We start from the raw sequence: 23,233 nt of genomic DNA, 5'->3' as shown, positions 1-23,233 counted from the left end.
GGCCTGGCTCCATGACTACAATCATCACCGAGGCCACACCTCACTCAAGGGTCAGCCACCAGCAAGCCGCGTCACTAGCCTCCGTGGGTAATACAGCTAGCCGCCGGCCGCAGGTCAATTGTGGAGGTAAATGGCTCCGTGATTGGACGGAAACCGGTGCCACTACGCCATCGGCCAGTGAGGTCACTCATCGACAAGGCAATAAACCTTGGCTTCCCAGGCAGCGATTGCTTCTCGTCCGACCCAGTCGGTGGGTACGTCCCTTTGCTGGGTGATTTCCCGCCAGCGCTTGCCGGCGGGGGTGGGCGGCCAGTTGGGTATCCGGTATTCACCACCTGCTCCGAGGTTCTCTGATATGAAGTCGGAGAAGTTCGCCACAATTACGACATCCTTTCCGGTTCCTGGCCGCCCGCGTCTCCAGACCAGCACGCGCTTGCCATCACTAAAGTCAACGTGGATGAAGTCCGTGTCGTTCTCCGCAAGCGCGTCGGAGTGAGTGCGCAGTTGCACCAACCTGGCCACGTAGTTGAAGACCCGCTGACGCCATGGCTCCTCCACCCGCTCGAAGTTGACAGCGTCGATCTGCTTGGCTGGGTGTCCCGTGCTGAGATCGTGCTCGTCGGCGAACTCGTCTCCTGCGAAGATCATGGGCACGCCGACGGCCGTCAAGAGGCAGACGAACGCCAGCTTGATCCGTTCCTCAGTGAGCATGACGCCGTTGTTTTGGAGGAAGTTGTACAGGCGCTCGTTTCGGTAGCCCTCGACGTCGTGGCTGCCCAGGTAGTTGACGGCCTGTGCCCCATCTTCGAAACCCATGAGGCGGCAGTCGATCAGTTTGCGGACCGTCCACTCGAAGGTCTGCTCTTTGTCGCTGTTGGTGCCGAGGACGGCGTGCCTCACCATCCGTTTGAAGTCCTCATTCCACAGGCCGTCCAGCCGGTGCTGCCTGAGCAGTTCCTGCGGCACCGACAACTCTTCACCGACTACCAGAAACCGGTCCGGGCTGCCGCGCCACTGACTGCGGGCGAGATCCTTGAATTCGCCAACGAAATCCCAGTTTGCGATGTTGTTCACGCTGTCAACCCGGAGGCCGTCGATGCCGAAATCTGCCATCCAGCGCAACAGGAATGCCTTCATCAGCTGGCGTGCCGGGACCAGTGAGTGCGTTTGGCCGTCCAGCGGATCGTAGCCGTTTACCGTCCGCGAGTAGCGCCACAGCATTCCTCCAAAACCGTCCCGGACACCCTGACCGCCGGACTGCTGAACGTCGGGATCACCGGGCTCCGCGTTCGGATCGATGTGGAATTCGTGGAAGTTGACGTTCTCCAGCGCCGCCCGGGTGCCGAACGCCATGACCACGTCGGCGAAGAAACGAATGCCATGCTCGTGGCACTGATTGACCAGGTTGGCCAGGTCAATATTGGGTGTGGGCGACGTGTTGGCAGAGGGAAACCCCAGATGGAAGTCGGGCGCGAAGTAGTTGCTCGTCGCGTAGCCCCACTCCCGTTCCACGAAACTGTCTGCTGGAGGGAGCAGCTCCAGCGCGTTGACACCAAGCAGGGCAAGGTGGCTCCGGCCCTCGTCCAAAGCCGTAATGCCGGCGAAGTTCGCGGGAACGGACCACTGATCGATCAGCGCAGTGACATCGCGAAAGGTCCCCACGCCGACCTGTGGATCGCCATGCAAATTGGTCCGCGACCAACTCGTCGGCAGCTCATAGATGACCAGCCGGTTGTTCGCTGCAGAGTCGGCCGGATCCATCAGGGCGACAGGTGCGAGCTCCTCCCCGGCCGCGTCACACCCTACAAGCAACCCGCCCGCAAACTTCACGACGGAAGCCGGATCACGGTCGTCGCCGGTATACGGGTGTGGCAGCCTCTCGGCGAGCAGCCGCCAGTCCACTGTGAACGAGGTCGGGTCCGTACACAGTATCCGCTGGCCGTCGCGGGCAGGGTGGCTGTCGGTCACCTCAAACCAGTAATGACAGACCTGCCCGTCTATCAGCCCACAATCGGCCGCATCGATCCCCCACAACCCAGCACAACCGGGGATCTCTTTAAGATCGTGCACGCGCTGCGACCTTAGCGACGGCGGATTCCCCGGCTGAAACACACCGACCACCAGCCGCGGCGCAGGGTTCGTATTAAGCGGACGCCACAGCAGGAACTTCGTCCGCTTCAATTTGAACAAATCCGGAACCATAGCAATCCTCCACATTCTGATCCATCAGCTTGCCTGCGAGTTCCAAAACGGTGCCCGGAGCCAGTCACCTACGTCCGGCTGCTGGACCCGCGCCGGCGGGACGCAGACGAGCAGATCTCCGGGGAAGGCCCTAAACTTCGGGCCGGCCGGGGACAGATGCGTGTGCGGGTCCCTGCTCCATGAGCGAGCGCACAATCTCTGCGGTAGAGAGCCCGGCAAAAGCACCCAACCGCTCCCGCACGACTTGCAGGTCGGGCCGCAACTCCTCCCGGCCGTGCCCGGCCAGGACGTCCACGAACTGAAGGGCTTCAGATGCGGTCTCCGGCGCCAGAATGGCACCGTCGCTGCCAACCTGCGCCCCGGCCGCCGTCAGAATCCGCGCGGCGCGGCCGGCAAGTTCGGGGTTTCCCAGCACGATAGTGATCAGCGGCGCCTGGAGCTGTTCAAATAGCGCGATCCAGCTCCGTCCTTCCTCGGTGCCGCCCAGTTCGTCCCTGATCCGTCGCAGCGCAAGGACCTCCGTGTCGCGGTCAAGCAGCCTCCAGCCGATCAGCTCGATGGCGCAGATGGACTGCTGGAGCAGCGCCAACAGCCCCGACTCCGCCTCCCGCTTGATGGGTTCGGGATTGGCAGGGTGGAAGGATTCTGCCACGCTGCCCTGCCACGGGCCGGTCTCGACGGTGAAGCCGTAGGTCTTGTTCTGCGCGCCTTCGGCTATGTGCCGCGCATAGGCATAGTCGCTCAGCGTCCCGGTAGTGGGATAGAGGCCGAGCCCGAATTCCCGGGTGTAGGCCCTGCCGCGTACGTCGGCAATGGCTTGGACCATCCGGTCCCCGACCGCCTCGAACCGCATCAGGTCGCGCGGCATCATGTACTCGGCGTAGCTTGGGTCTGTGATCGGCTGGCAGGCAGTCGTCGGCAGGATCGTGAACCGCTTCGTTGGGTCATTCGTCTGGGTCGGTGCGTGACCCCAGGGATGGAGCACGAGCTCGGAATAGGAATGCACATCGGCGAAGCATTCGATGCCGTGGGAACCGAGCAGGTGCTGGACATTGCGGGTCTCGGGCTCCGAGAAGACGGACGGCCCGCAGTAGACATCGGAGCACGGGGCGCAGGACGTCTGCCCTTCAGTGATGCCCCAGAGGAGGTCTGCATTGCGATTGAGGTCGACCCCGTCGCAGGCGGTGCCGGGGTTGTCCCGCCGGTTCTTGCGCCAGAGGCCGTCAACGGTCATCACATAGTGGCGCCCGTCCGGGTTCACACAGGGCAGCAGGTACAGGTCGAGAGTCTCCAGGATCAGTTTGATGTCGGCGGCCGGCCACGTGCGATTGCCGAGGACCACGTCGTTACCGGTCCGGTAGCTGGCCACGAGGTCGACGGCCAGTTCGATGAGCAGGTCCGGGTTCATCAGCTCACGCGCGTGGGTGCCGCCGACCATCAGCACGCCCCGGCGGCTGTCACCCCCGCCGGCGCGGAGCCGCAGGGCACGGATCGGTCGGCCCTGGACCGAAGACTCAGGCAGCGAGAATTGCGTACATAACTGGGGCTGGGTTGCGGCGAGGGTGCTGCCAGCGGCATCGAGCTGAGAAACCGTGCGGTACATCAGGGCTGCCCCCCTTGTTCCATGTCGCCAAGGCGTTCGTCGAGCCAGGCCCGCGCGGCGTCGTCGTCCATGATCAGCGAGGGGTCCAGCGGACCTGTGGGAGCGGCCTGGACGATGGTGACCTCGAATCCACTCTTGACGAGGCGGGCCGCTTCATCCATGTCGACCAGCAACCGCACCCCTCCCTCGGGATCGGGCACACGGTCCAGGTCCATGTCCGCCACACGGCGAACGTCGATCCTTTCTGCTGCTCCTGCGCGGACAATTACTTCGTACCTCGCCTTCGACTGTTCGGCGTCTTGGGGGGTATTATCGTCGGCCATCACCAGCCTCCCTTCCTGAAGCAGGGGACCATCGGGTCCGCAGCAGCTAAGCCTGCCGGATACCGGTGATTAGGTTGGGCGCGGTCCCATCCGGGGCTTTCCATACTCGCTTCTCCTGAAACTGGAAAAATACTTCATTCGGCTGCTTTCTGGTTCCGTGCCGGCCATAGACGGCATGAGTTGGAAGCCACGCCCAGTTTGCTCACTCTCCGTTACTTGGACGTTACAGGCGTTGGAGGGCGGTTCCCCGGCGGCATGGATCCGTGAACTGACCGGGAAGTCATCCCGCACATCCCGATCGACAACACTGCCGCAACGGCACCACTTGCCATTCGACCGCACGGCAGAGTCCGTCACTGCGGCGATGCCCAGGGATGCTCGACGATCGGCCCAGCCCCCGCTAAACCTGGACACCCACGCCCCGGATCATGGTCCGCTTGTCTCCATCTTGCCGGGGCTCACTTCCGCCGGTTGGCTAGAACGCCCAGCGCGAGCCGACAGAGGTTGCCGCGACGTTCGCCGAGGTAGGTGCTGCTGGGCCCCCGTGCCAAGTGTGTGCGCATCAGGACAGGAGCGGAAGAACCTGACGTCACTCCCGCCCTACTGCAGCGTTACCCTTACGTGTGTTAGACACACGCCGCCATAGGTCCCGGTGGTACCGACATCGAGACACTATGACTCTCGGACATCTCCCCCGACGGGAGCTCCTGTGGTGCTTCTAGTCCCGCCTAAGTCCGGCAGCTTCCTGTGCGAGCTTGGTGATCTGCTCCCAGTCCTTGTTCTCCAGGGCTGCCTTCGGGGTGAGCCAACTGCCTCCCACGCAGGAGACGTTAGGCAAGGTGAGGTAACCGGGCTGAGCTTAGGCTGACGCCGCCTGTGGGGCAGAACTGCACCTGCGGGATGGGCGCTCCCATGGCGGCGAGGTAGTCGGGGCCGCCGGCAGGTCCTGCCGGGAAGAACTTCATGGCCTTCAGTCCGTGCTCGAGAACCATCATTACCTCACCGACGGTCGCAACTCCCGGGAGGACCGGAATTCCTATGGACAGCATGTGGGCCAGCAGGCCCGGTGTCACTCCGGGGCTGACCAGGAAGCTGGCTCCCGCTGCTGTTGCGGCGTCGGCCTGGCCGGGAGTGAGAATCGTGCCGGCGCCGACGCAGATGTCCGGGACTTCGCTGGCAATGCGTTTGAGCGAGGTGAGGGCGCTCTCGGTCCGGAGGGTGAGTTCGATGATGCGGACACCGCCGTCTGCCAGCGCCCGGGCTACGGGAACAGCCTGTTCCGGATCATCGATGGTCACTACGGGGATGACGGGTGAAACGTTCAGGATACTGGTGGCATCAGCCATGATTGATCTCATTTCTCAGGCCGTCCAGCCCGCGGGTGTCGATAATGCTGTACCAGCGGATGAGGAGGTCGGCGAACTTCTTGTGAGCCGCGAGTTCGCCGTCGAAGATGCTGCGGCAGCCAAGCAGCGCGGGGACCACGGTTGCGGCTGTGCGCGTCGCCGGCAGTACCGCGTGGAGCTCGGCAGCGAGCGGATCATTCAACTCCGCTGTGGGTGTTGAGGCCACGTGGTGCATCCAGGCAGCGACGGCCAGGGCAGCCCACCGGGGTTCGCGGCCGGCGTTCAGGCTGCCGCGGACCGTGGTCAGCAGCCGCAGTCCGATCTTTTGCGAGCCGTCGCTGCCCACCTTGGCGGTGGTGTGTCCGAGCGCGGGATTCGAGAACCGGCTGAGCACTTGTGCGCAATACTCCGCGCCGTCCAGTCCGGCCGGAAGGGTGATCGTGGGGAGGGCGTCCTCCGCCACCATGCGGCTGCAGGCGGTGCGGAATGCCTCCTCCCCCACGGCGTCGCTGATAGTGGTCTTTCCCGTTGCCAGACCCAGGTACGCCAGCATGGAATGGCTGGCGTTCAGCAGGCGCAGTTTGGCCGCTTCCCAGGCGGCGACGTCGGAGCTGAAGAGTGCACCGGCGTCCTCCCACCGGGGCCGCCGGGATGCGAAGTTGTCGTCGATGACCCACTGCAGGAAGGGTTCGGCCACCACGGCGGCCTCGTCCCGGAGGCCCAGTTCACGCTCGACGGTGTCCAGGTCACCGGCCGTGGTGGCGGGCACCATCCGGTCCACCATGGTGTTGGGGAACGTGACATTCGCTTCCAGCCAGGACAACAGCGGTTCCGCCTCGGCTGCCGGCAAGGCAGCGGCGAAGGCATGCACGAGGTCCCGGGTGAGCTCCCCGTTGCCGGGGAGATTGTCGCACGAGACCACGGTGAGGGGTCCGGCGTCGGCGCGGGCGCGCTGCTGGAGCCCGCGGGCGATCTGGCCAATGGCCGTCAGTGGAGGCTGTCCCGCCAGGTCAGCCCGGACCTGGTCGTCCGTGCTGTTGAGGGTTCCCGTCCGGGGATCGATCCTGTAGCCCTTCTCCGTAATTGTCAGCGTCACGACCGCCGTCGAGGGGTGGGCGATCCGGTCCACCACGGTTCCGGGATTGTCCCGCCCGGAGATTGCTTCCACGATGCTCGAGACCACGCGGAGCGGCGCGGCACCGCTTCCGCGCTCGGTCACGGTGAAGAGCCCGTCCTGGGGCGTCAGTTGGCGTGCCACCGTGTCGGAGCGCTGGGTGACTCCGATGATCCCCCACCCGAAGTCGCCGGAGGCCAGCATCGCGTTTTCGGTGAACACAGCCGTGTGGGCGCGGGCGAAGGCGCCCAGCCCGAGGTGCACAATGCCGGGCCGCAGCTTTTCGCGCGGCAACAGTTCCTGGTGGCCGGCACTGGCCGCCAGCGCCGTGGGGCTTAGGCGTGCGATGACAGCTCTCCTTCGGAGACCCGCAGGGCATGTGCCCTGGTCTGGTCAAAGGTGGGGATGAATCCGGTCCCGCCCTTGCCGCCCACCACGAGCGATGCGGCGGCGGCGCCAAACCGGGCGGCCGCGGCAAGGCTGTCGCCGAGCACCATCCGGGCGGTCAGCGTGCCCACGAAGGCGTCGCCCGCTCCCGTCTGGTCCACAACTGACGGCGCCGGAACCGCGTCAACCCAGGCGGAGCCACCGTCGCCGCTGAGCAGTTCACCGTCAAGCTGGATTCCCTCCGCCCCGCAGGTCACGGCCACGTTCGCCGCCCCGAGGCCGCGGAGCTTCGCCGCTGCCTCCGTCGGCGTGCTGCAGTCCAGCAGCGCGGACGTTTCCCCGGGAAGGAAGGAGTGGCCAGGAACGTCCGCGGCGCCAGTTCGGCAAGGACCGCCGTCGCCTCTTCCACCGAGGTGAGCCTGGGCCGGAAGTTGGGATCGAAAACGAAGCGGCGGGACACTGCCGAGGCCTTGAGGACTGCGGCCCGCGACGTGGCCGAGATCGCGCAGGCGATCCCGCCGGCGATCACCGCCCGCGCCGTGGAGAAAACCGCGGTGTCAACGTCCTCGGGAGCCAGGGTGGAGCCCACGCTGCCGTTGCGGGCGTAGGAGAATTCGCGCTGACCGTCGGGGTCGGAGTGCACCAGGTAGACGCCCTGCTGGCCGGTCCTGAACCTGAGCAACTCGTCGGAAATGCCGAGTTCGCGGATCCTGGCGGCGATCGCCTGGCCGAGGTCGTCGTCGGTCAGCACTGCCAGCAGCCCGGTGCGGGCCCCGGCCGCGGCGGCGGCCGCCGCGACGTTCAGCGCGTCGCCGGAGATGCCCAGCTGCGCGGGCACGCCGTGGCCGAACGCCACGTCGGTGGCGACCTCGACGAGGATCTCCCCCATCACGACTACATCGAAGGGCCGGTAGGGCAGGTTCGCCTGTGTGGAAGCGGTTCGTTCGTATGTGGAGGCGCTCACCAGTCGTGCACCGACCCGCCGAGCCGGCGGTTGATGGGCAGGTGTTTCGGGTCGAACGGGAAGGTTGCCGCCGCCTCCTCGTTGAACTCGACGCCGATGCCCTCGGAGCCAATAACCTCACGGACGCCGACAGTTCCCTCCGCCTGCACCTGCGCGGCGTTTTTGAAGACGTTCAACGGATCCAGCAGGCAACGCCGCAGCTTTTTTCCGATGGTGCCGCCCTGCGGCCGACTCGCCGCAGTGTAGCCCGCCTGACATAAGGCGCCGGAGGCGTGGTGTGATTCCGGCCAGCCAGAGGTGACGACTTTGCCCAATGTGGTGGCTACCGACACCCCTGCCCGATGCCGCTGCGAAGCGGCTTCTTAATGACTTACGCGACTCAGCCCATCGCTGCGTATCGCCGATCGGCCCAACGCGTCGTTCAGCGCGTTCCCCGTGTCAGCAACAGAACGGAAACGTGCTCTGAGATCTCGGAGAGGATTTCGTCAACGGACCTCGAGATGTTGATCGTGGTCGCCATGCTGAGGAACATGATCGCGGAGACCAGGTGCGCCAGCGTGGCAGCCTCCTTGGCCTCGATGCGCGGGTCACGCCGCAACACGTCGGCAATCGCCTCTTCGGTCTGAACGGTGAGGGTGAGGGCGTCGCGATGGTGCGGTTCTTCGGGGTCCCCGAACACGATCTCGCGAAGGTAGGTTCGGCCGTTGTCGATCTGCTTTCGGTTGCACTCCACTACCGGGCGAACGATCGCCATCACGGCCTCGAACACATCGGGGATCGCCTCGGCAGCCGTTCTACCCGCAACGAGAGCGTCGGCGTAGGTGGAGTTCTGAACGAGCAGGAGCAGCTCACCCTTGGTCTTGGCGTACAAGAATAAGGTCCCCGTGCCAATGTCAGCCTTGTCGGCGATCTGCTGAGTGGTCACTTCATCGACACCATGTTCAGCGAAGAGCTCTGCTGCGGCGGCCGTGATGCGGTCGAGCTTGTGCTGCTTGTTCCGCTCACGCCGGCCGACGGATTGAGGGGCGACTGACATTACGTGTCCTCCGGGGAATAGAATATGACTACGCTCAGTTATGAGCATAGTCACTACCGTGTGGGCTCAGTAGATTTTATTGTCCCACAGCGGCCGAAAGGGGCCTATCGGGGTGGTGGTAGTGACCCATCGAATGCAAAGGACCAACTCTCATGACCTTGTCCTCTCTCTGGCAGCCATTCACTCTCGGCCGCCTGGACCTCCCCCACCGACTTGCGCTGGCACCAATGACGCGAAGCCGAGCAGACCTGGATGGCACCGTGGGTGACTTGGCCGCTGAATACTATGGGCAGCGCGCTTCCCTGGGATTGATCGTTACCGAGGGCACGCAGCCGTCGGAGGATGGGCAGGGGTATATGAATACGCCGGGGATCCACACCCCTGAGCAGATCGAGGGCTGGCGGAAGGTCACCGAGACAGTGCACGCCGGCGGTGGGGCGCTGTTCATCCAGCTGATGCATGCGGGCCGGATATCTCACCCGGACAATACTCCGCATCACCGTCAGCCCGTGGCGCCCTCGGCGATCTCCGCCGACCAGGAAATATCCACGCCAACCGGACCTAAAACGACGCCGACGCCGCGGGAGCTGAGCACGAAGGATATCCAGGCAACCGTGGCTGACTTCCGTCACGCCGCAGCTTCTGCCATCACGGCCGGGGCCGATGGAGTCGAAATCCACGGCGCAAACGGCTACCTGTTGCACCAGTTCCTCTCCCCCAATGCTAACCACCGCACCGACTCCTACGGCGGATCCGTAGAAAACCGGTCCCGGTTCGCGATCGAGGTCGCCCAGGCCGTCGCCGATGAAATCGGGGCGGACAGGGTGGGCATCCGCCTCTCCCCTGCCATGCCGCTGGGTGGAATCGACGAGGGCGGCACCGAGAGTGTGCGCGCTCAGTACCGGCACCTGGTCGGTGAGCTCGCCACCCTGAACCTGGCCTACCTGCACCTTCACCACATGGGCGACGACGAACTGCTCCGCTCCCTCAGGGATGCCTGGCCGACGGCGGTGCTTGTGCTCCGCTACGGACGAAGCCGCGAACAGATCGCCGGCGACATCGACGCCGGCCTGGCTGACATCGCCCCGCTGGGCCGTTTCGCACTGGCCAACCCCGACATCGTCGAGCGGCTGCGCGCAGACGCACCGCTGAACGAGCTAGACCCCACCACCCTCTACGGCGGCGGCGCAGTCGGGTACACCGACTACCCAGCTTTTACCCACGCCTGATCAGGTGCCCCTAAACCGCTTTCCCTGACTGCTCCGCATGGAGCCAGGGGCAGGCGGCCCCTGACCATCAACGCCATCCGCGCCGACCCGTGCGGATGTATCGCATCAACAAGAAAGGCCACAGAAATGCCCTCACTCAATGGAGCAGTTGTCCTCGTCACCGGAGCAAACGGCGGCATCGGAACCCACTTCGTCCACGAGGCCCTCGCCCGCGGCGCCGGCAAGGTCTACGCCACCGCCCGCACCCCCCGTACCTGGCAGGACGACCGCGTCGTCCCGCTCACCCTTGATGTCACCGACCCCGACTCCATCCAGGCAGCGGTCGAGGCCGCCGGGGACGTCACGGTGTTGATCAACAACGCCGGAGCTACCGTGGCCAGCCCGGGCATCCTCACCCACACCACAGAGGAAATCCGCACCAACGTCGAGACAAACTTCCTCGGCCCACTGTTCCTCGCCCGCGCATTCGCACCGATCCTGTCAGCGAACGACGAGTCGGTAATCATCGACATCCACTCCGCACTGAGCTGGTACGCCGTCGCCGGCATCTATAGCGCCACCAAGGCCGCCCTCTGGTCGGCCACCAACTCGCTGCGCCTGGAGCTCGCCCCCGAAGGGGTCCACGTGGTGGGCGTACACGTCGGCTACGTCGACACGGCGATGGCTGCACACGCCACCGAGCCCAAAACGGACCCGGCTGATCTCGTGCGTACCGTCTTGGACGCCGTTGAAGCCGGCGAGTACGAGGTTTTGGCCGACGGGACATCCGTAAGGCTCAAGGCCGGACTCAGCGCCCCCATCGAGGCACTCTACCCGCAGTTGCAGGGCACAAACTCCAGGAGCCATTCATGACAGCAACCCGGAAGGTCACGCTCGTGACAGGCGCTTCCTCAGGCAAAGCCACAGCGATCGCACTCGCCGCCGCGGGTTTCCAGGTGATCGGAACGGGCCGCAACTCCGCGCGAGCCGCCGGGCCCGCCCCGGGGTGACCTACCTCGACCTCGACGTAACCAACAACGAATCGGTCGCCTCGGTGGTCAAGCAGGTGATCGACCGGTTCGGGCACATCGACGTCCTGGTCAACAACGCCGGCGTCGGCGCCACCGGCGCCGCCGAGGAGTTCTCCGTCGCGCAGACGCAGGACATCTTCAACATCAACGTCTACGGCGTGATGCGGATGACCAAGGCGGTCCCGCCGTACACGACGGCCGCAAGCATCAGCGCGCTACACCGCGTCCTTCCGGCCCGAATCTTCGACCGCATTGTCCGCAGATTCAACCGAATGCCGAGCTGACGTTCACCTTCAAACTGGCGCGGAATGCATGAGGGCCGCAGCAAATGCTGCGGCCCTCACTCGTGGCGGCTGGTGTCAGCGCCGCTGGTTGGCGATGCCGATGTATTCGCCGAGTCGGTATTCCAGGTCGAGGCCGGCCTGCTCTGCCAGCGTCTGGGTTCCTGCCGCGCGAGTGAGGAATCCCGGCAGGGTGAGGGAGCGCGCGAACTCGCCGTAGGCGGCGACGAGGTCCGCGTCCGGTGGTAGCGAGGCCCGGTTGATCATCGCCTTGGCCGAGGCCAGGGACGCGCGGTCGAAGGACGCCAGCCGAGCGACGATGGCGTCGACAAAGGCATCCAGTTCGGCGTCGGGCAGGGCGCGGGTGACCCAGCCCCATTGCTCGGCGGTGGGTGCGTCGTAGTCGGCGCTGGTGTGGATGACCTCCAGTGCCCGGTCACGACCGATAGTGCGCGGAAGCCGCTCTGTGCCGCCGCCACCGGGCAGCAGACCACTGCCGACCTCGGGCTGCCCGAAAATCGCCTTCTCGCGGCTGGCGTAGCGCAGGTCAAACGCGAGTGCGAGCTCGTTGCCCCCGCCACGGGTGCGGCCCCGGATGGTTGCGATGGTGATGTAGGGGGCCTTGGAAAGCTTCAGGACCAGGTCGGTCCACACCGGCACTGCTCCCTCGCCGTCGGGGGCGGGAAAATCGGCCGCCGCGGCGAGGTCGAAGTGGTTGTAGAAGAAGTCGGGCACACTGCTGTCGAACACGACGACCTGGATGTCGGGATCGTTCGCCAACTCGTCGACGATCTCGGTGAGACGGAGGACGGTCTGGCCGACGATGAGGTTCACGGGCGGGTTCTCGAAGGTGATCTTCGCGACCTGTAGTGAGGTGCGTTCGAACTGGATGGTGCTCTGCTCAGTCATGTTACGCGTCCTTTCGGTGATTTTGCGCTGGCGGTCAGCGGGTGAGGAACTCGACCGCGACGGGGGCGAACTTGTCGTGGAACTGGAATATGCCACCGTGTCCGGAGTCGGGGTAGATGATCAGCTCGGATCCTGTGATGCGGCGGTGCATGTCTTCGGAGAGCACCGAGGGCACCATGCGGTCGTTGTCGCCGTTGGCGATCAGGGTGGGCTGGGTGACTTTCGACAAATCGGCGGGCACCGAGCGCCCCCACTTCTTGATCGCCTTCAGTTGCGTCTGGAACGCCTTCACGCTGATCGCGGCGTCGCGGTCGGCGGTGCGCTCCTGGAGGCGTGTAATGAACGCTTTCGCAGCGGACTTTCCGGTGGCGTTGCGGTTAAAAAAGAGGAATTCCTTGGCGTCGGACCGGGCCAGGGCTGCGCGAAGGATGTCGTAGTAGGTTGTTCCGGCGACCTTGTCGATGTCCTTGCCACCGGCGGGGCCGGTGCCGGTCAGGACGAGTTTGCGCACAAGCTCGGGGTGCTTGAGGACCAGCGCCTGTGCCACCATGCCGCCGAGGGAGAAGGAGAAGATGTCAATCTTCCCGTACCCGAGGGCTTTGATGAACGTGTAGGCGTCGTCGGCCATCGCCTCGATGCTGTCGGGCACCTGGCCGGTGGAGGCTCCGATGCCTTGGTTGTCGAATGTGATGACGTGGTGGTCTTTTGCGATGGGGTCGATGATGCGCGGATCCCAGTTATCCAGGGTCGCGGCCAGGTGGACGAAGAAGATGACGGGGATCCCGCCCTTGGGCCCGAGTTCGCGGTAGGCGTAGGTTACGCCGCCGGCGCTGATGGCGCGGGCCGGCGCTTTGGCGTAGGAGGTGATGACGGGTTCGTTCAAGGTGTCGTGCTCATTCATGATGGTTATCCTGCGATGTGGGTTGTTGGGTTTGAAGCCGGGCAGTGTTGCCGCTGCGGGTGGAGTTCAGCGCTTGCGTTCAGGGGTTGCTGATGACGGCTTTGCCGCGGATGCCGCCCTTTTCCAGGCTCTGGAGGGCCTGGATGGTCTGGCCGAAGGGAAAGACCCGTCCAACGACCGGGCGCACAGCGCCGTCGTCGATGAGGGCGGTGATCTGGCGTAGCTGGTCGCCGCTGGCGCGCATGAACAGGAACTCGTAGCTGACGCCCAGCTTTTTGGCTTGGCGGCGGATCCCTGCGCTCAGGGCAGTGATGATCAGGCGCACGGCTGGATTCAGACCGGCTACGCGGGCAAATGCCGGGTCCGGGGGTCCGGCGATCCCGATGGCTTTGCCGCCGGGTTTGAGCACGCGCAGGGATTTCTTTAGGTTCTCTCCGCCGAGGCTGTCCAGCACCAGGTCGTAGTCGCTGAGGAGCTCCTCGAAGTCCTGGCTCCGGTAGTCGATGGCGGTGTCGGCGCCGAGTTCGCGCACGAAGTCCAGGTTGGCGGCACTTGCGGTGGTCGCGACGGTCGCACCGAGGTGCTTGGCGAGCTGGATCGCGACCGATCCGACTCCCCCGGCGCCGGCGTGGATAAGGACTTTCTGTCCCGGTTGCACGGTGCCGCGCTCAACGAGCGCCTGCCACGCCGTCAATGCGACCAGCGGCAGCGAGCCTGCCTCCTCCATGCTGATCGATGCCGGTTTGAGAGCCAGATCGGACTCGGCGACGGCGATTCGCTCGGCAAAGGTGCCGATGCGGTCCTGGTTCGGGCGGGCGTAAACCTCGTCGCCGGACTTGAACGCGCGTACCTTCGATCCGACACGGATGACGGTACCCGCGACGTCGTTGCCGGGGACCAACGGGAGCTTGTACGGCAGGATCTGCTTGAATTCGCCCGCCCGAATCTTCTCATCGAGCACGTTCAGACCTGCGGCCTGCACCTGCACGAGCACATCGTTCTCCCCCACTGTGGGCTCGGGGACCTCCGATTCCTGCAGTGGGCCCTTGTACTTCTTAACGACGAACGCTCGCATGATTCTCACTCCTTCTCGGTGATGCTGTGTGGTGAAGCTCGTATGGGTCGCCGTTACCGGCGGAGGAAATCCCGGGCGGTCGACGAATGCGTGGTCGTTTGGAAGGCAACGCCGTGGCCGGAATCCGGGAACAGCGTGACCGACTCGTTCGGTAGCTGCCGGATGAATGCGAACGCGTTACGGCGACACCATGCGGTCGTTGTCTCCGTGAACGATGAGTACCGGGCCGGTGAACTGCGAAAGATCAACGGGTTGTTGCAGCCCCCCCGGTGCACGACGGGGGGCCAAACTCCCAATACGCGATCTCAGCACCCGCCGCCGCGATACGCAGCGTCGGCGCATTCCGATAGCTCTGCGTCCTGAGTAGCTCCGCCACGCCTATCTCCTGAGGGTCCTCCCTCGGCATATCCGAGTCCACTCAATTATGAGTGCACTCAGTATTCTTGTCAAGGGAAGTTGTCATGGTAGATGCTCGGGCGGCGATAGGGCGCCCGGAGCGGGCCAGGCAGGACTAAAGGGAGAGGATCATGGTTGCCGCGCGGGAGCCCAGCAGATTGCCGACCGCGCCGATACGCGATCGGGACCTGTACATGTACGCGGCAACGAAGGCGGAGCTGATGATCATGGTGCAGAACCGGAAGTTCGCGACGGCGATCGATAACGGTCTTCGGGCACCCCGTCGAACCCTGTCGGCGCGAAGGCCTCACGCTGGCTGCTCAACTGGAGGACGGCATATCGAAGCTGCTCGCCCGCGACGAGCGGATTGACGCCGAGCGAAAGCGGCGCGGTGATCACCGCGATACTCCACCTCAGCATCGCCGCGACGATCTACTTGCGCCGCAGCGCCGAGGCCGTCCTCGCCAACAACCGCGAGCAGATCCAGGCCATCTTGGCCCAGCACCCTTATCTCCGCGAGCACTGCCGTACTGCCGTGGGTTGAGCATGGTCCCTAAGTCCGGAATGAACCGGCCGGGCTTCAGGCCGGCTGGCTCTGGCACCGCTTACTCCCCCGTCAGCGTCCGGGCCACGACCGCGGCCATACTCCCCCCAGCTGGCGAACGGCACGGAGTGGTCCTGAATGCGTACGCGTTCAAATAGGTCTGGCTGATCGCCACCTCGCCCTGGGACGTTGCGGAACCGGGTGCGAGCGTCCACAATGACCTCATGCCTGCCGAGTCCTACTCCGCACCGGTTCGCGAAGAGCTGCAGTTGAGCCGTGCCGATGCGTATGCCCGCGGCCGCCAACTGCGCCGGACCACGCCGCGTAGTGCCCTGGCCGAGCGGAGCACGGCACATCGTGACGCCGTCGCTCGTATCCGCGAACAGAACGAAGACCGCAACCAGGAACTGGTGCCCCTGCGGATGGAGCGCATGCTCGAGAACCCCTTCGCGTTCTACCGAGGGACGGCCGGGCTAATGGCCATGGACCTCGCCCGCGACCCGCACTCGGGGATCGTGGTCGCGGCATGCGGTGACGCGCACATCAGCAACTTTGGCTTCTATGCCTCCCCGGAACGCAAACTCGTCTTCGACCTCAACGACTTCGACGAGGCTGGCGCAGCCCCGTGGGACTGGGACCTCAAACGGCTCGTCACGAGCGTGGTGGTCGGTGGAATGCACGCCGAGTACACGGAACGCGAGGTGCGCAAGGCAGCACGAGGTACCGTAAGGGCGTACCGCAGCGCACTGACGACGATGCTGGAACGAAACCCGTACGAGCGCTACTACATGCATAGCAACATCAAATTCGCCCGCAGCCTCCTGAGCGCGGACGCCCAGAAGGTGCTGCACCACGCGATCAGGACGGCCAGGAAGCGCACCAACCAGCGGGCCGTGCGTCGCACCACGCAGATAGACCACGACGGTCGCCTGCGTTTCGTTGAACGGCCTCCGGCAATGACGACTGCGCCCGTGCAGAACACCGACGTGGTACCGCGCCTGTTCGCCGAATACCGCCGCACGGTCAGTCTCGACGTCCGCACCGTTCTGGCCCAGTACACCCCCACCGATCTGGCCCGCCGTGTGGTCGGCGTCGGGAGCGTCGGGACCCGTTGCTTCCTGCAGTTGCTGCAGTCCCCCGATGGGGATGCTCTGCTGCTCCAGGTGAAGGAGGCCGGGCAGTCAGTGCTGCAACGTTACGGCGGCATCCCGCAGCCGAGCAGCAGCGCGCAGGATGTGGCAGCGCATGGTCAGGGTAACCGCGTCGTCCAGCTCCAACGGGTGCTGCAGGCAGTGTCGGATCCGTTCCTAGGGCATCTGCAGAACGACGAACGCGACTACTACGTGCGCCAGTTCCATGACATGAAAGGATCGATCGACTTGGCGGGACTCGACTTTGTCCCGTTCTTCGACTACGTCCGCACGTGCGCACTCCTGCTCGCACGCGCCCACGCGCAAAGCCCCGCGGCAGGCCAGATCCTCGGCTACCTGGGCAAATCCGAGGCCGCCACCGAAGCTGTTGTCGACTGGTCGTTCAGCTACGCCCGGCAATCGCTGCTCGACTATGAGGCCCTTCGGGCTGCGCACTGACCGTCAGGTGCGGACACTGACCGACCGCGTTCGAGCCACCCGGCCGGGGTATACACGTCCCTCGCCGGGAAGCACCCGCCGCAATCCCGGGCCCGGGCGCGGCCGCCCAATACGGCCACTGCGCTGCGGCGGAGATTGACCTCGGCATGCACCGCTGGTCCGAGGGCGGCGCCGCCATCGACACAACCACAGCCCTGTTACCTTCCCCGGGCAACTGGTCCTCGGGACATTCGCCGCCCTCGCCGAATTCGAACGCGAACTCATCTCCGAACGCACCATCGCCGTCTTGCTTCCGCTCGGCCTTGGCCCCAGCGGTCGATGCTACCGTGAAGGCGATTGCGGGAGGCAGTGTCATTGCTGGGGTGGGTTTTGTTGGAGCGCTTTGTCCACGCCGACGTTGCCATCCGCACGACGGTCAGTGCGGGTGCGCCCCCGGCAACGGCTCTCGCTCTCCTTGCTCTAGTCGTTACTCTTGCGATCCTCATGGCCTCTCCCTTCCAGGCGTCCTGGTGCCACCCGGTCAGCTCGACAAGTCATCAAGGATCCGGGACTTCGCCTTCCGCTACGCTCCCTGATAAGCGAGGGCTTTCTTCTTCGTCACAGCCTGGCGCTGGGCCATTGTTAGCTCCGTGAAAACGGGCATAGCTGGCACGCAGCGTCAACACCGGCAACCATGCCGCTACGCGGAGGTTTTCAAATGAGGCAACGTATCCGGCCACGCGGAGGTTTTCTATAAGTCAATGCGCACACTGGTTTGCCTCTTGTCCCGGGCATATACTGACCAAATCTCGTTTGGCTGCCTTAATTCCAATCGGAACACGTCACGGTTCGGCGCTGGGACGTCGGCACCTGACAGAACGTAGGCGCGCAGATTCCCGAATCGACATATGCCGCACGTCCGGGCCCGGCATCCGGAAGGCACCAAGACCTCAACGCATCCGGCCATCATCATGCAGGGCGTGGGCTGGCCCGACGGGGCATGGAGGAAACCCCAATGCAAGAAACAATCAAGAGGCGCAGACAGGTACGTGGAGGGATGGACGGTCATGAGACGATTCTTAGTACTGGTAATTGGTGTTGCGTTGACCGGTGCTCTTATGTCTGGGCTGAGTTCTGGTGCTGCTCGGGCTGGGGACGGACGTTGCCTGGGTGCCCCTGCCGCCGATAACACGACGTACAGCGAAACCCGGCAGTTCGTGGAAACTCAAGCGTGGTGGATGCCGGACACTGACCAAGCCAACAACTCCACGACCAATACCGGCCATGTTCATATGGGGGCGTGCATCCCTGAACGTGAAACGATCAGTTCGGGTAACCTCACCGTGAATGTGCGGGTGATCCTCCACGACAACCCGGGCAAGGCCAATTACGTCTCGATGGTATTCAAGACCTCCGACACCGAAACCATCGTTCAGAAGTGTTACCTACGGGCGACGGCAACGGACTTCAGTTGCCCCGGCCCGTCCAGCACAGGCAAGGGCGACTTCGTATGTACCGGAACATGTGAGCGTTGGCTGACGTTCTCACGGCCAATTTCTGCATTTAACCATTCCGGCACGCAGGAGGTTCGTTTTCGCGCGTTCGTCCCGGAGCCGGCCGGCAAGGAAATGCAAACTAGCCTTAATGGACAAGTCAACATCCAAAACGGCAAGTCTCTATCCGACCTATCTAGGCATGCGTTCCTGCGGGGCAAGGGATGGTACACCCACGCCCTGTACTGCGAGGCCTCGGTCCGTACAGTTCCCCTTCCAGACAGTCCGGTGTCAGGTATCTGGACTCCCGTAGTTGGCCTGAGCACTCACCCCGATGGCTCGCTCCCTGCGACGCACTCATTTATCTCTATCGACCCGGACTTTCACGCCGTTCCCGCCAACCCCGGAACCGTCCTTTGGGACGCTGCAGGTCCATACGGACCCGAGCCCTTCGGGTCCGCCCCCGTCTCGATCGATACCAGGACTCTGACCAATGGCGTACATAAGCTACACCTACGAACGTCGTGCCGTGATAACAAGCTGGGTTCGACAAACTCCGGGGTAGTCGTGTTTCCCTTCACAGTGGCTAACTGATAACAGGTGGAACGACGTCCGGCGGCCCTGGAATGTCGAGGTGTTCTCCTAGTCCATAACGACAATGAACAGTCAGCAACAGTTTCATATCTGCGGCTAGCCCTTGATGGGGATTGCTGCGCTGACTTTACTTTGTTGCCCTTCGAAGGCAGCAGTACGACAATTTGTCATCGGTATCTCGTCAGTAGTACTGGGCAGCAGCGAAGTACTCACGGCGCTGGCCGGCGCAGGTGCTGGGGCCGGCCACTCCCCGCCAGCCGTTTAATCATGTTGGCAGGCGTGCGCAGGGGCAGTTTCCGTAGCGGCGAAGGCGGTCGAATGGGATAATTTTGGTCATCCTTCGAATAGGGGGCCATCATGGCCGGCCTTGGTGCTCTTCGACCTGGCCGCCGCTCCCGGGCATCCACGTCCCGGCTCCTGGCGGTTTTACTTGTGCTCGCACTCGGCGTGCTGTTCGATGCACCCGCCCGAGCAGTCGACTACGGACATGACGTTTCGTGGCCACAGTGTCCAGGCGGTCTTCCGATGCCGCCGGAAGACACGGAGTTCGTGGTCGTGGGGCTGACAAGGGGACTCGCGTTCACCGAGAACCCCTGCCTGGACGGGCAGTTCCAGTGGGTGCTCGACCGAGGTGTCCGGGCTCAGGCCTACGCCATGGCTACGTTCCCCACAACCGCGCAATACGACACCTACGGCGACGACGGCCCCTGGCCCGCGAGCACAAGGCCGGACCGGCTGCGCAATGTCGGGTACGCCGAGGGTCGCGCGGCTCTCGCGTCTCTCGATGAGGTGGGATGGCGGCCGGAGAGAATCTGGGTCGACGTCGAGCCCCGCCCGCAACAGCCCTGGCCCAGTTCGACAGCAGCCCAGCGGGAGGAGAACCGGTACGTCATCTCCGGGCTCCTGGCCGCACTGGCGGACGCCGGGTACCCGCACGGGATCTACTCCTATTTGAGCGCGTGGGAGGCCATCACCGGATCGTGGCAGCTTCCCGACGTGCCCGTCTGGTCACCGGCAGGGCGTCTCGACTTCGCCAGTGAAGCATCCGACCTCTGTGTGAATCGCAGCTTCTCAAGCGGCACCGTGCACATCTCGCAATGGACCGACGGCACCTACGACTACGACATGACGTGCATTGGGGTCTACCAGGCCCACGTCGCGACGATCGGCTGGCAGCCGAGCGTCTCGGACGGCGCCACCGCAGGAACGACCGGCCGGTCACTGCCGATGGAGGCGTTGCGCCTATCGGTGGCAGGAGACCCCCTGTCGGGCGACATTCTGTGGCGGGGGCATGTGCAGAACATCGGCTGGCAGCCATGGACGACGTCGGCGTCCCCGATTGGAACGACCGGGCGCGGTCTGCGCCTGGAGGCGTTCGAGCTGCGGTTGACGGGGGATCTGGCCTCGCAGTACAGCATCAGGTATCGAGCCCACGTGCAGAACGTCGGCTGGCAGCCGTACAGGATCGACGGAGCCACGGCCGGCACTGTCGGGCAAGGTCTGCGGGCGGAGGCCGTTACGATCGAGTTGGTTCCGAAGGTCGCACCGGCATTCACTGCCGTGTACGCCGCCCACGTTCAGAACCTCGGCTGGATGGCGAACGTTTCGGATGGGACCGTCGCCGGGACCACGGGTCGGTCCCTTCGGGTCGAGGCGTTGCGCCTCAACGTGTCCAGCACGGCTTATACCGGGGACATCGAGTGGCGGGGGCATGTGCAGAACGTCGGCTGGCAGCCGTGGACATTCTCGGCCAATCCCATAGGCACTGCAGGGCAAGGGCTACGTTTGGAAGCGTTTGAAATCAGGCTGACCGGTGAGATGGCGAACCACTACAGGATCCACTACCGCGCCCATGTGCAAGATTTGGGCTGGCAGGCATGGGTCGCCGACGGCGGAACGGCGGGCACGTCAGGTATGGGCAAACGGATCGAGGCCGTGCAGATCCTCCTCGCGCCCAGGACGGGCGGCTAGCGCGGGTTTCCCCCGCCAGGCGGACGTCGCCGTCGTCGTGGTCGGCACCAACGCGAAGGCCGAATCCGAAGGATACGACCGGGAGTCGCTCGCACTTCCCGGCCGGGATCCTCGAAAAGGAGCGATTTGACGAATTCACACTGGGTGCGTGGGATCGAGCCCTCGAAGTGAATGTGACAGCGCCCCTGATCCTCGCCCAGGAGCTCGGCCGACACATGGGCGCCGCAAGCCTGACTCCGCTGGGTCGAAACGGAGCGCATGGAGACATAGCCTCGGTCGTCGCTTTTCTACTAAGCCCGGAAGCAGCGTTCATCACGGGTGCGTCCATCGTCATTGACGGAGGCTACAGCGGTGTGGACTACTACATGAAGCAGGAAAGCGACCTTCTGGGCTAAGCCTTTCCGCGTACACGGAATGGTGGCTTTTCGGCGGGGAGTTTCCGGTGAGTCGTGCTCGAAAGGGCCGTGCGCCGCAATGTGGCGTCCACGACCAGATCCCTGAACGCATTAACGGGTCCCGGCGTCCCGCATAAGGGGCCTTCGCCCCGGTCGCACGGTGAGCACGCGCTCAGCACAAGCCCAAAGTGGTTCTCTGTCCGCCGCTGACGGAATCTCTTGCCAGTGGCCGGACCGCCCACATAAGCTCAGCCGTGTGAGTGGCCGGGACGGCAATCCGAGAAGCGGAACCGACCGGCGACCCGTGAAGGACATCAGCATGGCTACAGGTACTGTCAAGTGGTTCAACGCCGAAAAGGGCTTCGGATTCATCGCCCCCGACGACGGAAGCGCTGACGTGTTCGCACATTACTCGGCAATCGCCTCCAGCGGTTACAAGTCCCTGGACGAGAATCAGAAGGTCCAGTTCGACGTCACTCAGGGTCCCAAGGGGCCCCAGGCGGAGAACATCCAGCCGCTCTAAAGCTCCTGGAAGAGACCGGTCAGCCTATGCGGCGGGCCGGTCTCTCGTTGTGTTCGGGCACCTGCGAGGCGACGGCCGTCTGTTCTTCTTCCCGCTTCCTGGCCCGCAGCGGATTCGCTTCGGCCTTCTGGATCGAGGCCCTCGCCGCGTTGACGCCGGCGGAGGCAGGAATCGTCCGGATCTGATTGAGGGCAACGTGGCCAGCTCCCACCGCCAAAACATCGAGGACAGCGACGCCGTATGCCCAGAAGCCGGATGCGGCGATGACGGGAAATGATGGCTGCGGCGGCGGGTTAATTGGCGGGAAGGCCATGGCAGCAAAGCCCAGCAGTTCCTGCAAGTCGCCCTCGAAGCCGGCCCGCCTGCCGGCGGGCCAGGTTCAGCGAGCTCATGATCTGCTCCGGATCAGTTGTCATGTCATGCTGTTCCCCCGCGTTCCTGCATGAACAGGTATCAGAGCGGAATTCCGGACCGGCCGCAACCCTCGGTCGATCTAAAGAATAATCAGCAAATCATGTTGTAAGCGGTTCTAGCACCATGAAGTGGTGTACGGGAAAACCCAACGGAAGGAAGAACGAGGATGAACACCCAGCAGAGACCCCACAAGGAGGTTCCGGTCTGCAGTAGTTAGCCGCTCCCCCACACAACCAAATAGGCCGTTCCGGGACCCCACCCACCCGGAACATCAGATCAGGGCCGAGAGTGTGCACAATTTGCACACGAAAACACTAACAAGCCCCTGAACAGGGAAAACACGTGCCCGAGGTGGGACTCGACCGGACTCCAGCCCCTGCAAACACTAGACTCCCGCCGCAACGTACGGAATCCGACCCAGTCCGGCGCCGGTACGGCCCAGTCCGGGACCCAAAGTGTGGACACTGTCTACACCCCATTTCTCCCCACCAAGGACCTCCCCCAAACAGTCGCACCCGCATTGAAAGGGTGCGGCATTTCTCTGTCTCGACAAAGTTGAACAAGCCGCCGGACTCCACGAGCGGCAGCAACCTGGTCATGCCCTCGCTCATTGCGGGCTCTTGGGCTGACCGCGCAGGGCTGTCTGTCGCTAGCCACCTCATAACGATTTCCACCTCCTTTCATCCCGTGCATGGTCCGTGGCGTCGAGAGCCGCATGACCGTGTGGAGCCCCGCAAAACCCCTCCCCGCGTACTCGCCTGAGCCACGCTCCAATCAGGGGACCCATGCAACAAAGGGCCTCCCATATTGCGAGGACGGGAGACCCCTTGCGGTTTGAAGTGTAATTCCGCCGCCGCGGTTAGCCGGCGTACGGGTCGGCGATGCCGATGTACTGGGTGTAGAGGTATTCCTCGATGCCTTCGAGGCCGCCTTCACGGCCCAGGCCGGACTGCTT

Annotated in this window: 22 protein-coding genes and 1 pseudogene; 9 read left to right on the top strand and 14 right to left on the bottom strand. The window is 64.2% G+C overall.

All coding sequences use genetic code 11. The annotated features are described in order from the left end of the window. Nucleotides 1–183: 183 nt before the first annotated feature. The 9 genes and pseudogenes from J2W14_RS21065 to J2W14_RS21025 form a co-directional block, all read right to left on the bottom strand. The gene (locus tag J2W14_RS21065) at nucleotides 184–2,202 is read right to left on the bottom strand and encodes an alpha-amylase family glycosyl hydrolase (RefSeq protein WP_307466183.1); all 2,019 of its coding nucleotides are present in this window, start codon (nucleotides 2,200–2,202) and stop codon (nucleotides 184–186) included. Between the two features lie 130 nt (nucleotides 2,203–2,332). Next, nucleotides 2,333–3,805 (bottom strand): M14 family zinc carboxypeptidase, encoded by a 1,473-nt coding sequence (locus J2W14_RS21060; protein WP_307466181.1) that lies wholly within the window; start codon nucleotides 3,803–3,805, stop codon nucleotides 2,333–2,335. Next, complete coding sequence (locus J2W14_RS21055) at nucleotides 3,805–4,128, bottom strand: hypothetical protein (RefSeq protein ID WP_307466180.1); 324 nt, start codon at nucleotides 4,126–4,128, stop codon at nucleotides 3,805–3,807. Before J2W14_RS21055 ends, J2W14_RS21060 begins: the two co-directional genes overlap by 1 nt. Nucleotides 4,129–4,846: 718 nt before the next feature. After that, nucleotides 4,847–5,474: pseudogene (gene eda, locus J2W14_RS21050) on the bottom strand (bifunctional 4-hydroxy-2-oxoglutarate aldolase/2-dehydro-3-deoxy-phosphogluconate aldolase). Further along, nucleotides 5,467–6,882, bottom strand: a complete 1,416-nt coding sequence (locus J2W14_RS21045) for a mannitol dehydrogenase family protein (RefSeq protein WP_307466179.1) — start codon at nucleotides 6,880–6,882, stop codon at nucleotides 5,467–5,469. Before J2W14_RS21045 ends, eda begins: the two are co-directional and overlap by 8 nt. A 41-nt stretch (nucleotides 6,883–6,923) precedes the next feature. Next, on the bottom strand, nucleotides 6,924–7,238 hold the full coding sequence (locus J2W14_RS21040; protein WP_307466178.1) for a PfkB family carbohydrate kinase: 315 nt from the start codon (nucleotides 7,236–7,238) through the stop codon (nucleotides 6,924–6,926). Then, a complete protein-coding gene (locus tag J2W14_RS21035; RefSeq protein WP_307466176.1) occupies nucleotides 7,229–7,939 on the bottom strand; it encodes a PfkB family carbohydrate kinase in 711 nt (236 codons plus the stop codon). Before J2W14_RS21035 ends, J2W14_RS21040 begins: the two co-directional genes overlap by 10 nt. Then, nucleotides 7,936–8,115 carry a hypothetical protein gene (locus J2W14_RS21030; protein ID WP_307466175.1) on the bottom strand — a complete coding sequence of 60 codons (180 nt, stop codon included), beginning with the start codon at nucleotides 8,113–8,115 and terminating at the stop codon, nucleotides 7,936–7,938. Before J2W14_RS21030 ends, J2W14_RS21035 begins: the two co-directional genes overlap by 4 nt. A gap of 245 nt (nucleotides 8,116–8,360) precedes the next feature. After that, a complete protein-coding gene (locus tag J2W14_RS21025) occupies nucleotides 8,361–8,975 on the bottom strand; it encodes a TetR/AcrR family transcriptional regulator (RefSeq protein WP_307466174.1) in 615 nt (204 codons plus the stop codon). Between the two features lie 152 nt (nucleotides 8,976–9,127). Between J2W14_RS21025 and J2W14_RS21020 the strand changes: the two genes are divergently transcribed. The 4 genes from J2W14_RS21020 to J2W14_RS21005 all read left to right on the top strand — a co-directional run bounded on the left by J2W14_RS21020 (nucleotide 9,128) and on the right by J2W14_RS21005 (nucleotide 11,498). Beyond that, nucleotides 9,128–10,204 (top strand): alkene reductase, encoded by a 1,077-nt coding sequence (locus tag J2W14_RS21020; RefSeq protein WP_307466173.1) that lies wholly within the window; start codon nucleotides 9,128–9,130, stop codon nucleotides 10,202–10,204. Between the two features lie 126 nt (nucleotides 10,205–10,330). Then, the gene (locus tag J2W14_RS21015) at nucleotides 10,331–11,056 is read left to right on the top strand and encodes an SDR family oxidoreductase (RefSeq protein ID WP_307466171.1); all 726 of its coding nucleotides are present in this window, start codon (nucleotides 10,331–10,333) and stop codon (nucleotides 11,054–11,056) included. Beyond that, complete coding sequence (locus J2W14_RS21010; RefSeq protein WP_307466169.1) at nucleotides 11,053–11,193, top strand: hypothetical protein; 141 nt, start codon at nucleotides 11,053–11,055, stop codon at nucleotides 11,191–11,193. The genes J2W14_RS21015 and J2W14_RS21010 overlap by 4 nt, the downstream gene beginning before the upstream one ends. Continuing rightward, entirely contained in the window at nucleotides 11,190–11,498 is a 309-nt protein-coding gene (locus tag J2W14_RS21005) for an SDR family NAD(P)-dependent oxidoreductase (RefSeq protein ID WP_307466168.1), read from the top strand. Before J2W14_RS21010 ends, J2W14_RS21005 begins: the two co-directional genes overlap by 4 nt. A gap of 75 nt (nucleotides 11,499–11,573) precedes the next feature. Here the strand turns inward: J2W14_RS21005 and J2W14_RS21000 are convergent, their stop codons facing one another. The 4 genes from J2W14_RS21000 to J2W14_RS20985 form a co-directional block, all read right to left on the bottom strand. After that, nucleotides 11,574–12,404: an enoyl-CoA hydratase/isomerase family protein gene (locus J2W14_RS21000; protein WP_307466166.1), complete on the bottom strand. Its 831-nt coding sequence runs from the start codon at nucleotides 12,402–12,404 to the stop codon at nucleotides 11,574–11,576. 34 nt (nucleotides 12,405–12,438) lie between these two features. Continuing rightward, nucleotides 12,439–13,305 carry an alpha/beta fold hydrolase gene (locus tag J2W14_RS20995; protein ID WP_307466163.1) on the bottom strand — a complete coding sequence of 289 codons (867 nt, stop codon included), beginning with the start codon at nucleotides 13,303–13,305 and terminating at the stop codon, nucleotides 12,439–12,441. A 79-nt stretch (nucleotides 13,306–13,384) separates the two neighbouring features. Next, nucleotides 13,385–14,380 (bottom strand): NADP-dependent oxidoreductase, encoded by a 996-nt coding sequence (locus J2W14_RS20990; protein WP_307466161.1) that lies wholly within the window; start codon nucleotides 14,378–14,380, stop codon nucleotides 13,385–13,387. A gap of 621 nt (nucleotides 14,381–15,001) precedes the next feature. Beyond that, nucleotides 15,002–15,175 (bottom strand): hypothetical protein, encoded by a 174-nt coding sequence (locus J2W14_RS20985; protein ID WP_307466158.1) that lies wholly within the window; start codon nucleotides 15,173–15,175, stop codon nucleotides 15,002–15,004. On the opposite strand from J2W14_RS20985, the gene J2W14_RS20980 reads away from it, so the two are divergent. From J2W14_RS20980 to J2W14_RS20955, 5 genes are all read left to right on the top strand, one after another. After that, nucleotides 15,168–15,320: a hypothetical protein gene (locus J2W14_RS20980; protein ID WP_307466157.1), complete on the top strand. Its 153-nt coding sequence runs from the start codon at nucleotides 15,168–15,170 to the stop codon at nucleotides 15,318–15,320. The two genes, J2W14_RS20985 and J2W14_RS20980, sit on opposite strands and share 8 nt — an antisense overlap. A 224-nt stretch (nucleotides 15,321–15,544) precedes the next feature. Beyond that, a complete protein-coding gene (locus J2W14_RS20975) occupies nucleotides 15,545–16,909 on the top strand; it encodes a DUF2252 domain-containing protein (protein WP_307466155.1) in 1,365 nt (454 codons plus the stop codon). A 2,591-nt stretch (nucleotides 16,910–19,500) separates the two neighbouring features. Then, nucleotides 19,501–20,946, top strand: coding sequence for a hypothetical protein (locus tag J2W14_RS20965; protein ID WP_307466154.1), 1,446 nt, complete (start codon nucleotides 19,501–19,503; stop codon nucleotides 20,944–20,946). Nucleotides 20,947–21,119: 173 nt separating this feature from the next. Then, nucleotides 21,120–21,341 carry an SDR family oxidoreductase gene (locus J2W14_RS20960; protein ID WP_307466153.1) on the top strand — a complete coding sequence of 74 codons (222 nt, stop codon included), beginning with the start codon at nucleotides 21,120–21,122 and terminating at the stop codon, nucleotides 21,339–21,341. Nucleotides 21,342–21,660: 319 nt separating this feature from the next. Continuing rightward, on the top strand, nucleotides 21,661–21,864 hold the full coding sequence (locus J2W14_RS20955) for a cold-shock protein (protein WP_120949954.1): 204 nt from the start codon (nucleotides 21,661–21,663) through the stop codon (nucleotides 21,862–21,864). Between the two features lie 19 nt (nucleotides 21,865–21,883). Here J2W14_RS20955 and J2W14_RS20950 read toward each other — a convergent pair whose 3' ends face one another. Then, a complete protein-coding gene (locus tag J2W14_RS20950; protein WP_307466149.1) occupies nucleotides 21,884–22,204 on the bottom strand; it encodes a hypothetical protein in 321 nt (106 codons plus the stop codon). Between the last annotated feature and the right edge of the window lie 1,029 nt (nucleotides 22,205–23,233).

Origin of the sequence: Pseudarthrobacter oxydans (assembly GCF_030812335.1) — a bacterium.
GTDB lineage: Bacteria > Actinomycetota > Actinomycetes > Actinomycetales > Micrococcaceae > Arthrobacter > Arthrobacter oxydans_B.
The sequence above is the reverse complement of the archived record's forward strand: the minus strand, read 5'-3'. Positions and strand labels throughout refer to the sequence as shown.

Bases quoted from the DNA above. Each gene is read 5' to 3' on its own strand.
- J2W14_RS21065 (WP_307466183.1), bottom strand. From the start codon at position 2,202: ATGGTTCCGGATTTGTTCAAATTGAAGCGGACGAAGTTCCTGCTGTGG.
- J2W14_RS21060 (WP_307466181.1), bottom strand. From the start codon at position 3,805: ATGTACCGCACGGTTTCTCAGCTCGATGCCGCTGGCAGCACCCTCGCC.
- J2W14_RS21055 (WP_307466180.1), bottom strand. From the start codon at position 4,128: ATGGCCGACGATAATACCCCCCAAGACGCCGAACAGTCGAAGGCGAGG.
- J2W14_RS21025 (WP_307466174.1), bottom strand. From the start codon at position 8,975: ATGTCAGTCGCCCCTCAATCCGTCGGCCGGCGTGAGCGGAACAAGCAG.
- J2W14_RS21020 (WP_307466173.1), top strand. From the start codon at position 9,128: ATGACCTTGTCCTCTCTCTGGCAGCCATTCACTCTCGGCCGCCTGGAC.
- J2W14_RS21015 (WP_307466171.1), top strand. From the start codon at position 10,331: ATGCCCTCACTCAATGGAGCAGTTGTCCTCGTCACCGGAGCAAACGGC.
- J2W14_RS21010 (WP_307466169.1), top strand. From the start codon at position 11,053: ATGACAGCAACCCGGAAGGTCACGCTCGTGACAGGCGCTTCCTCAGGC.
- J2W14_RS21000 (WP_307466166.1), bottom strand. From the start codon at position 12,404: ATGACTGAGCAGAGCACCATCCAGTTCGAACGCACCTCACTACAGGTC.
- J2W14_RS20995 (WP_307466163.1), bottom strand. From the start codon at position 13,305: ATGAATGAGCACGACACCTTGAACGAACCCGTCATCACCTCCTACGCC.
- J2W14_RS20990 (WP_307466161.1), bottom strand. From the start codon at position 14,380: ATGCGAGCGTTCGTCGTTAAGAAGTACAAGGGCCCACTGCAGGAATCG.
- J2W14_RS20975 (WP_307466155.1), top strand. From the start codon at position 15,545: ATGCCTGCCGAGTCCTACTCCGCACCGGTTCGCGAAGAGCTGCAGTTG.
- J2W14_RS20965 (WP_307466154.1), top strand. From the start codon at position 19,501: ATGCCGCCGGAAGACACGGAGTTCGTGGTCGTGGGGCTGACAAGGGGA.
- J2W14_RS20955 (WP_120949954.1), top strand. From the start codon at position 21,661: ATGGCTACAGGTACTGTCAAGTGGTTCAACGCCGAAAAGGGCTTCGGA.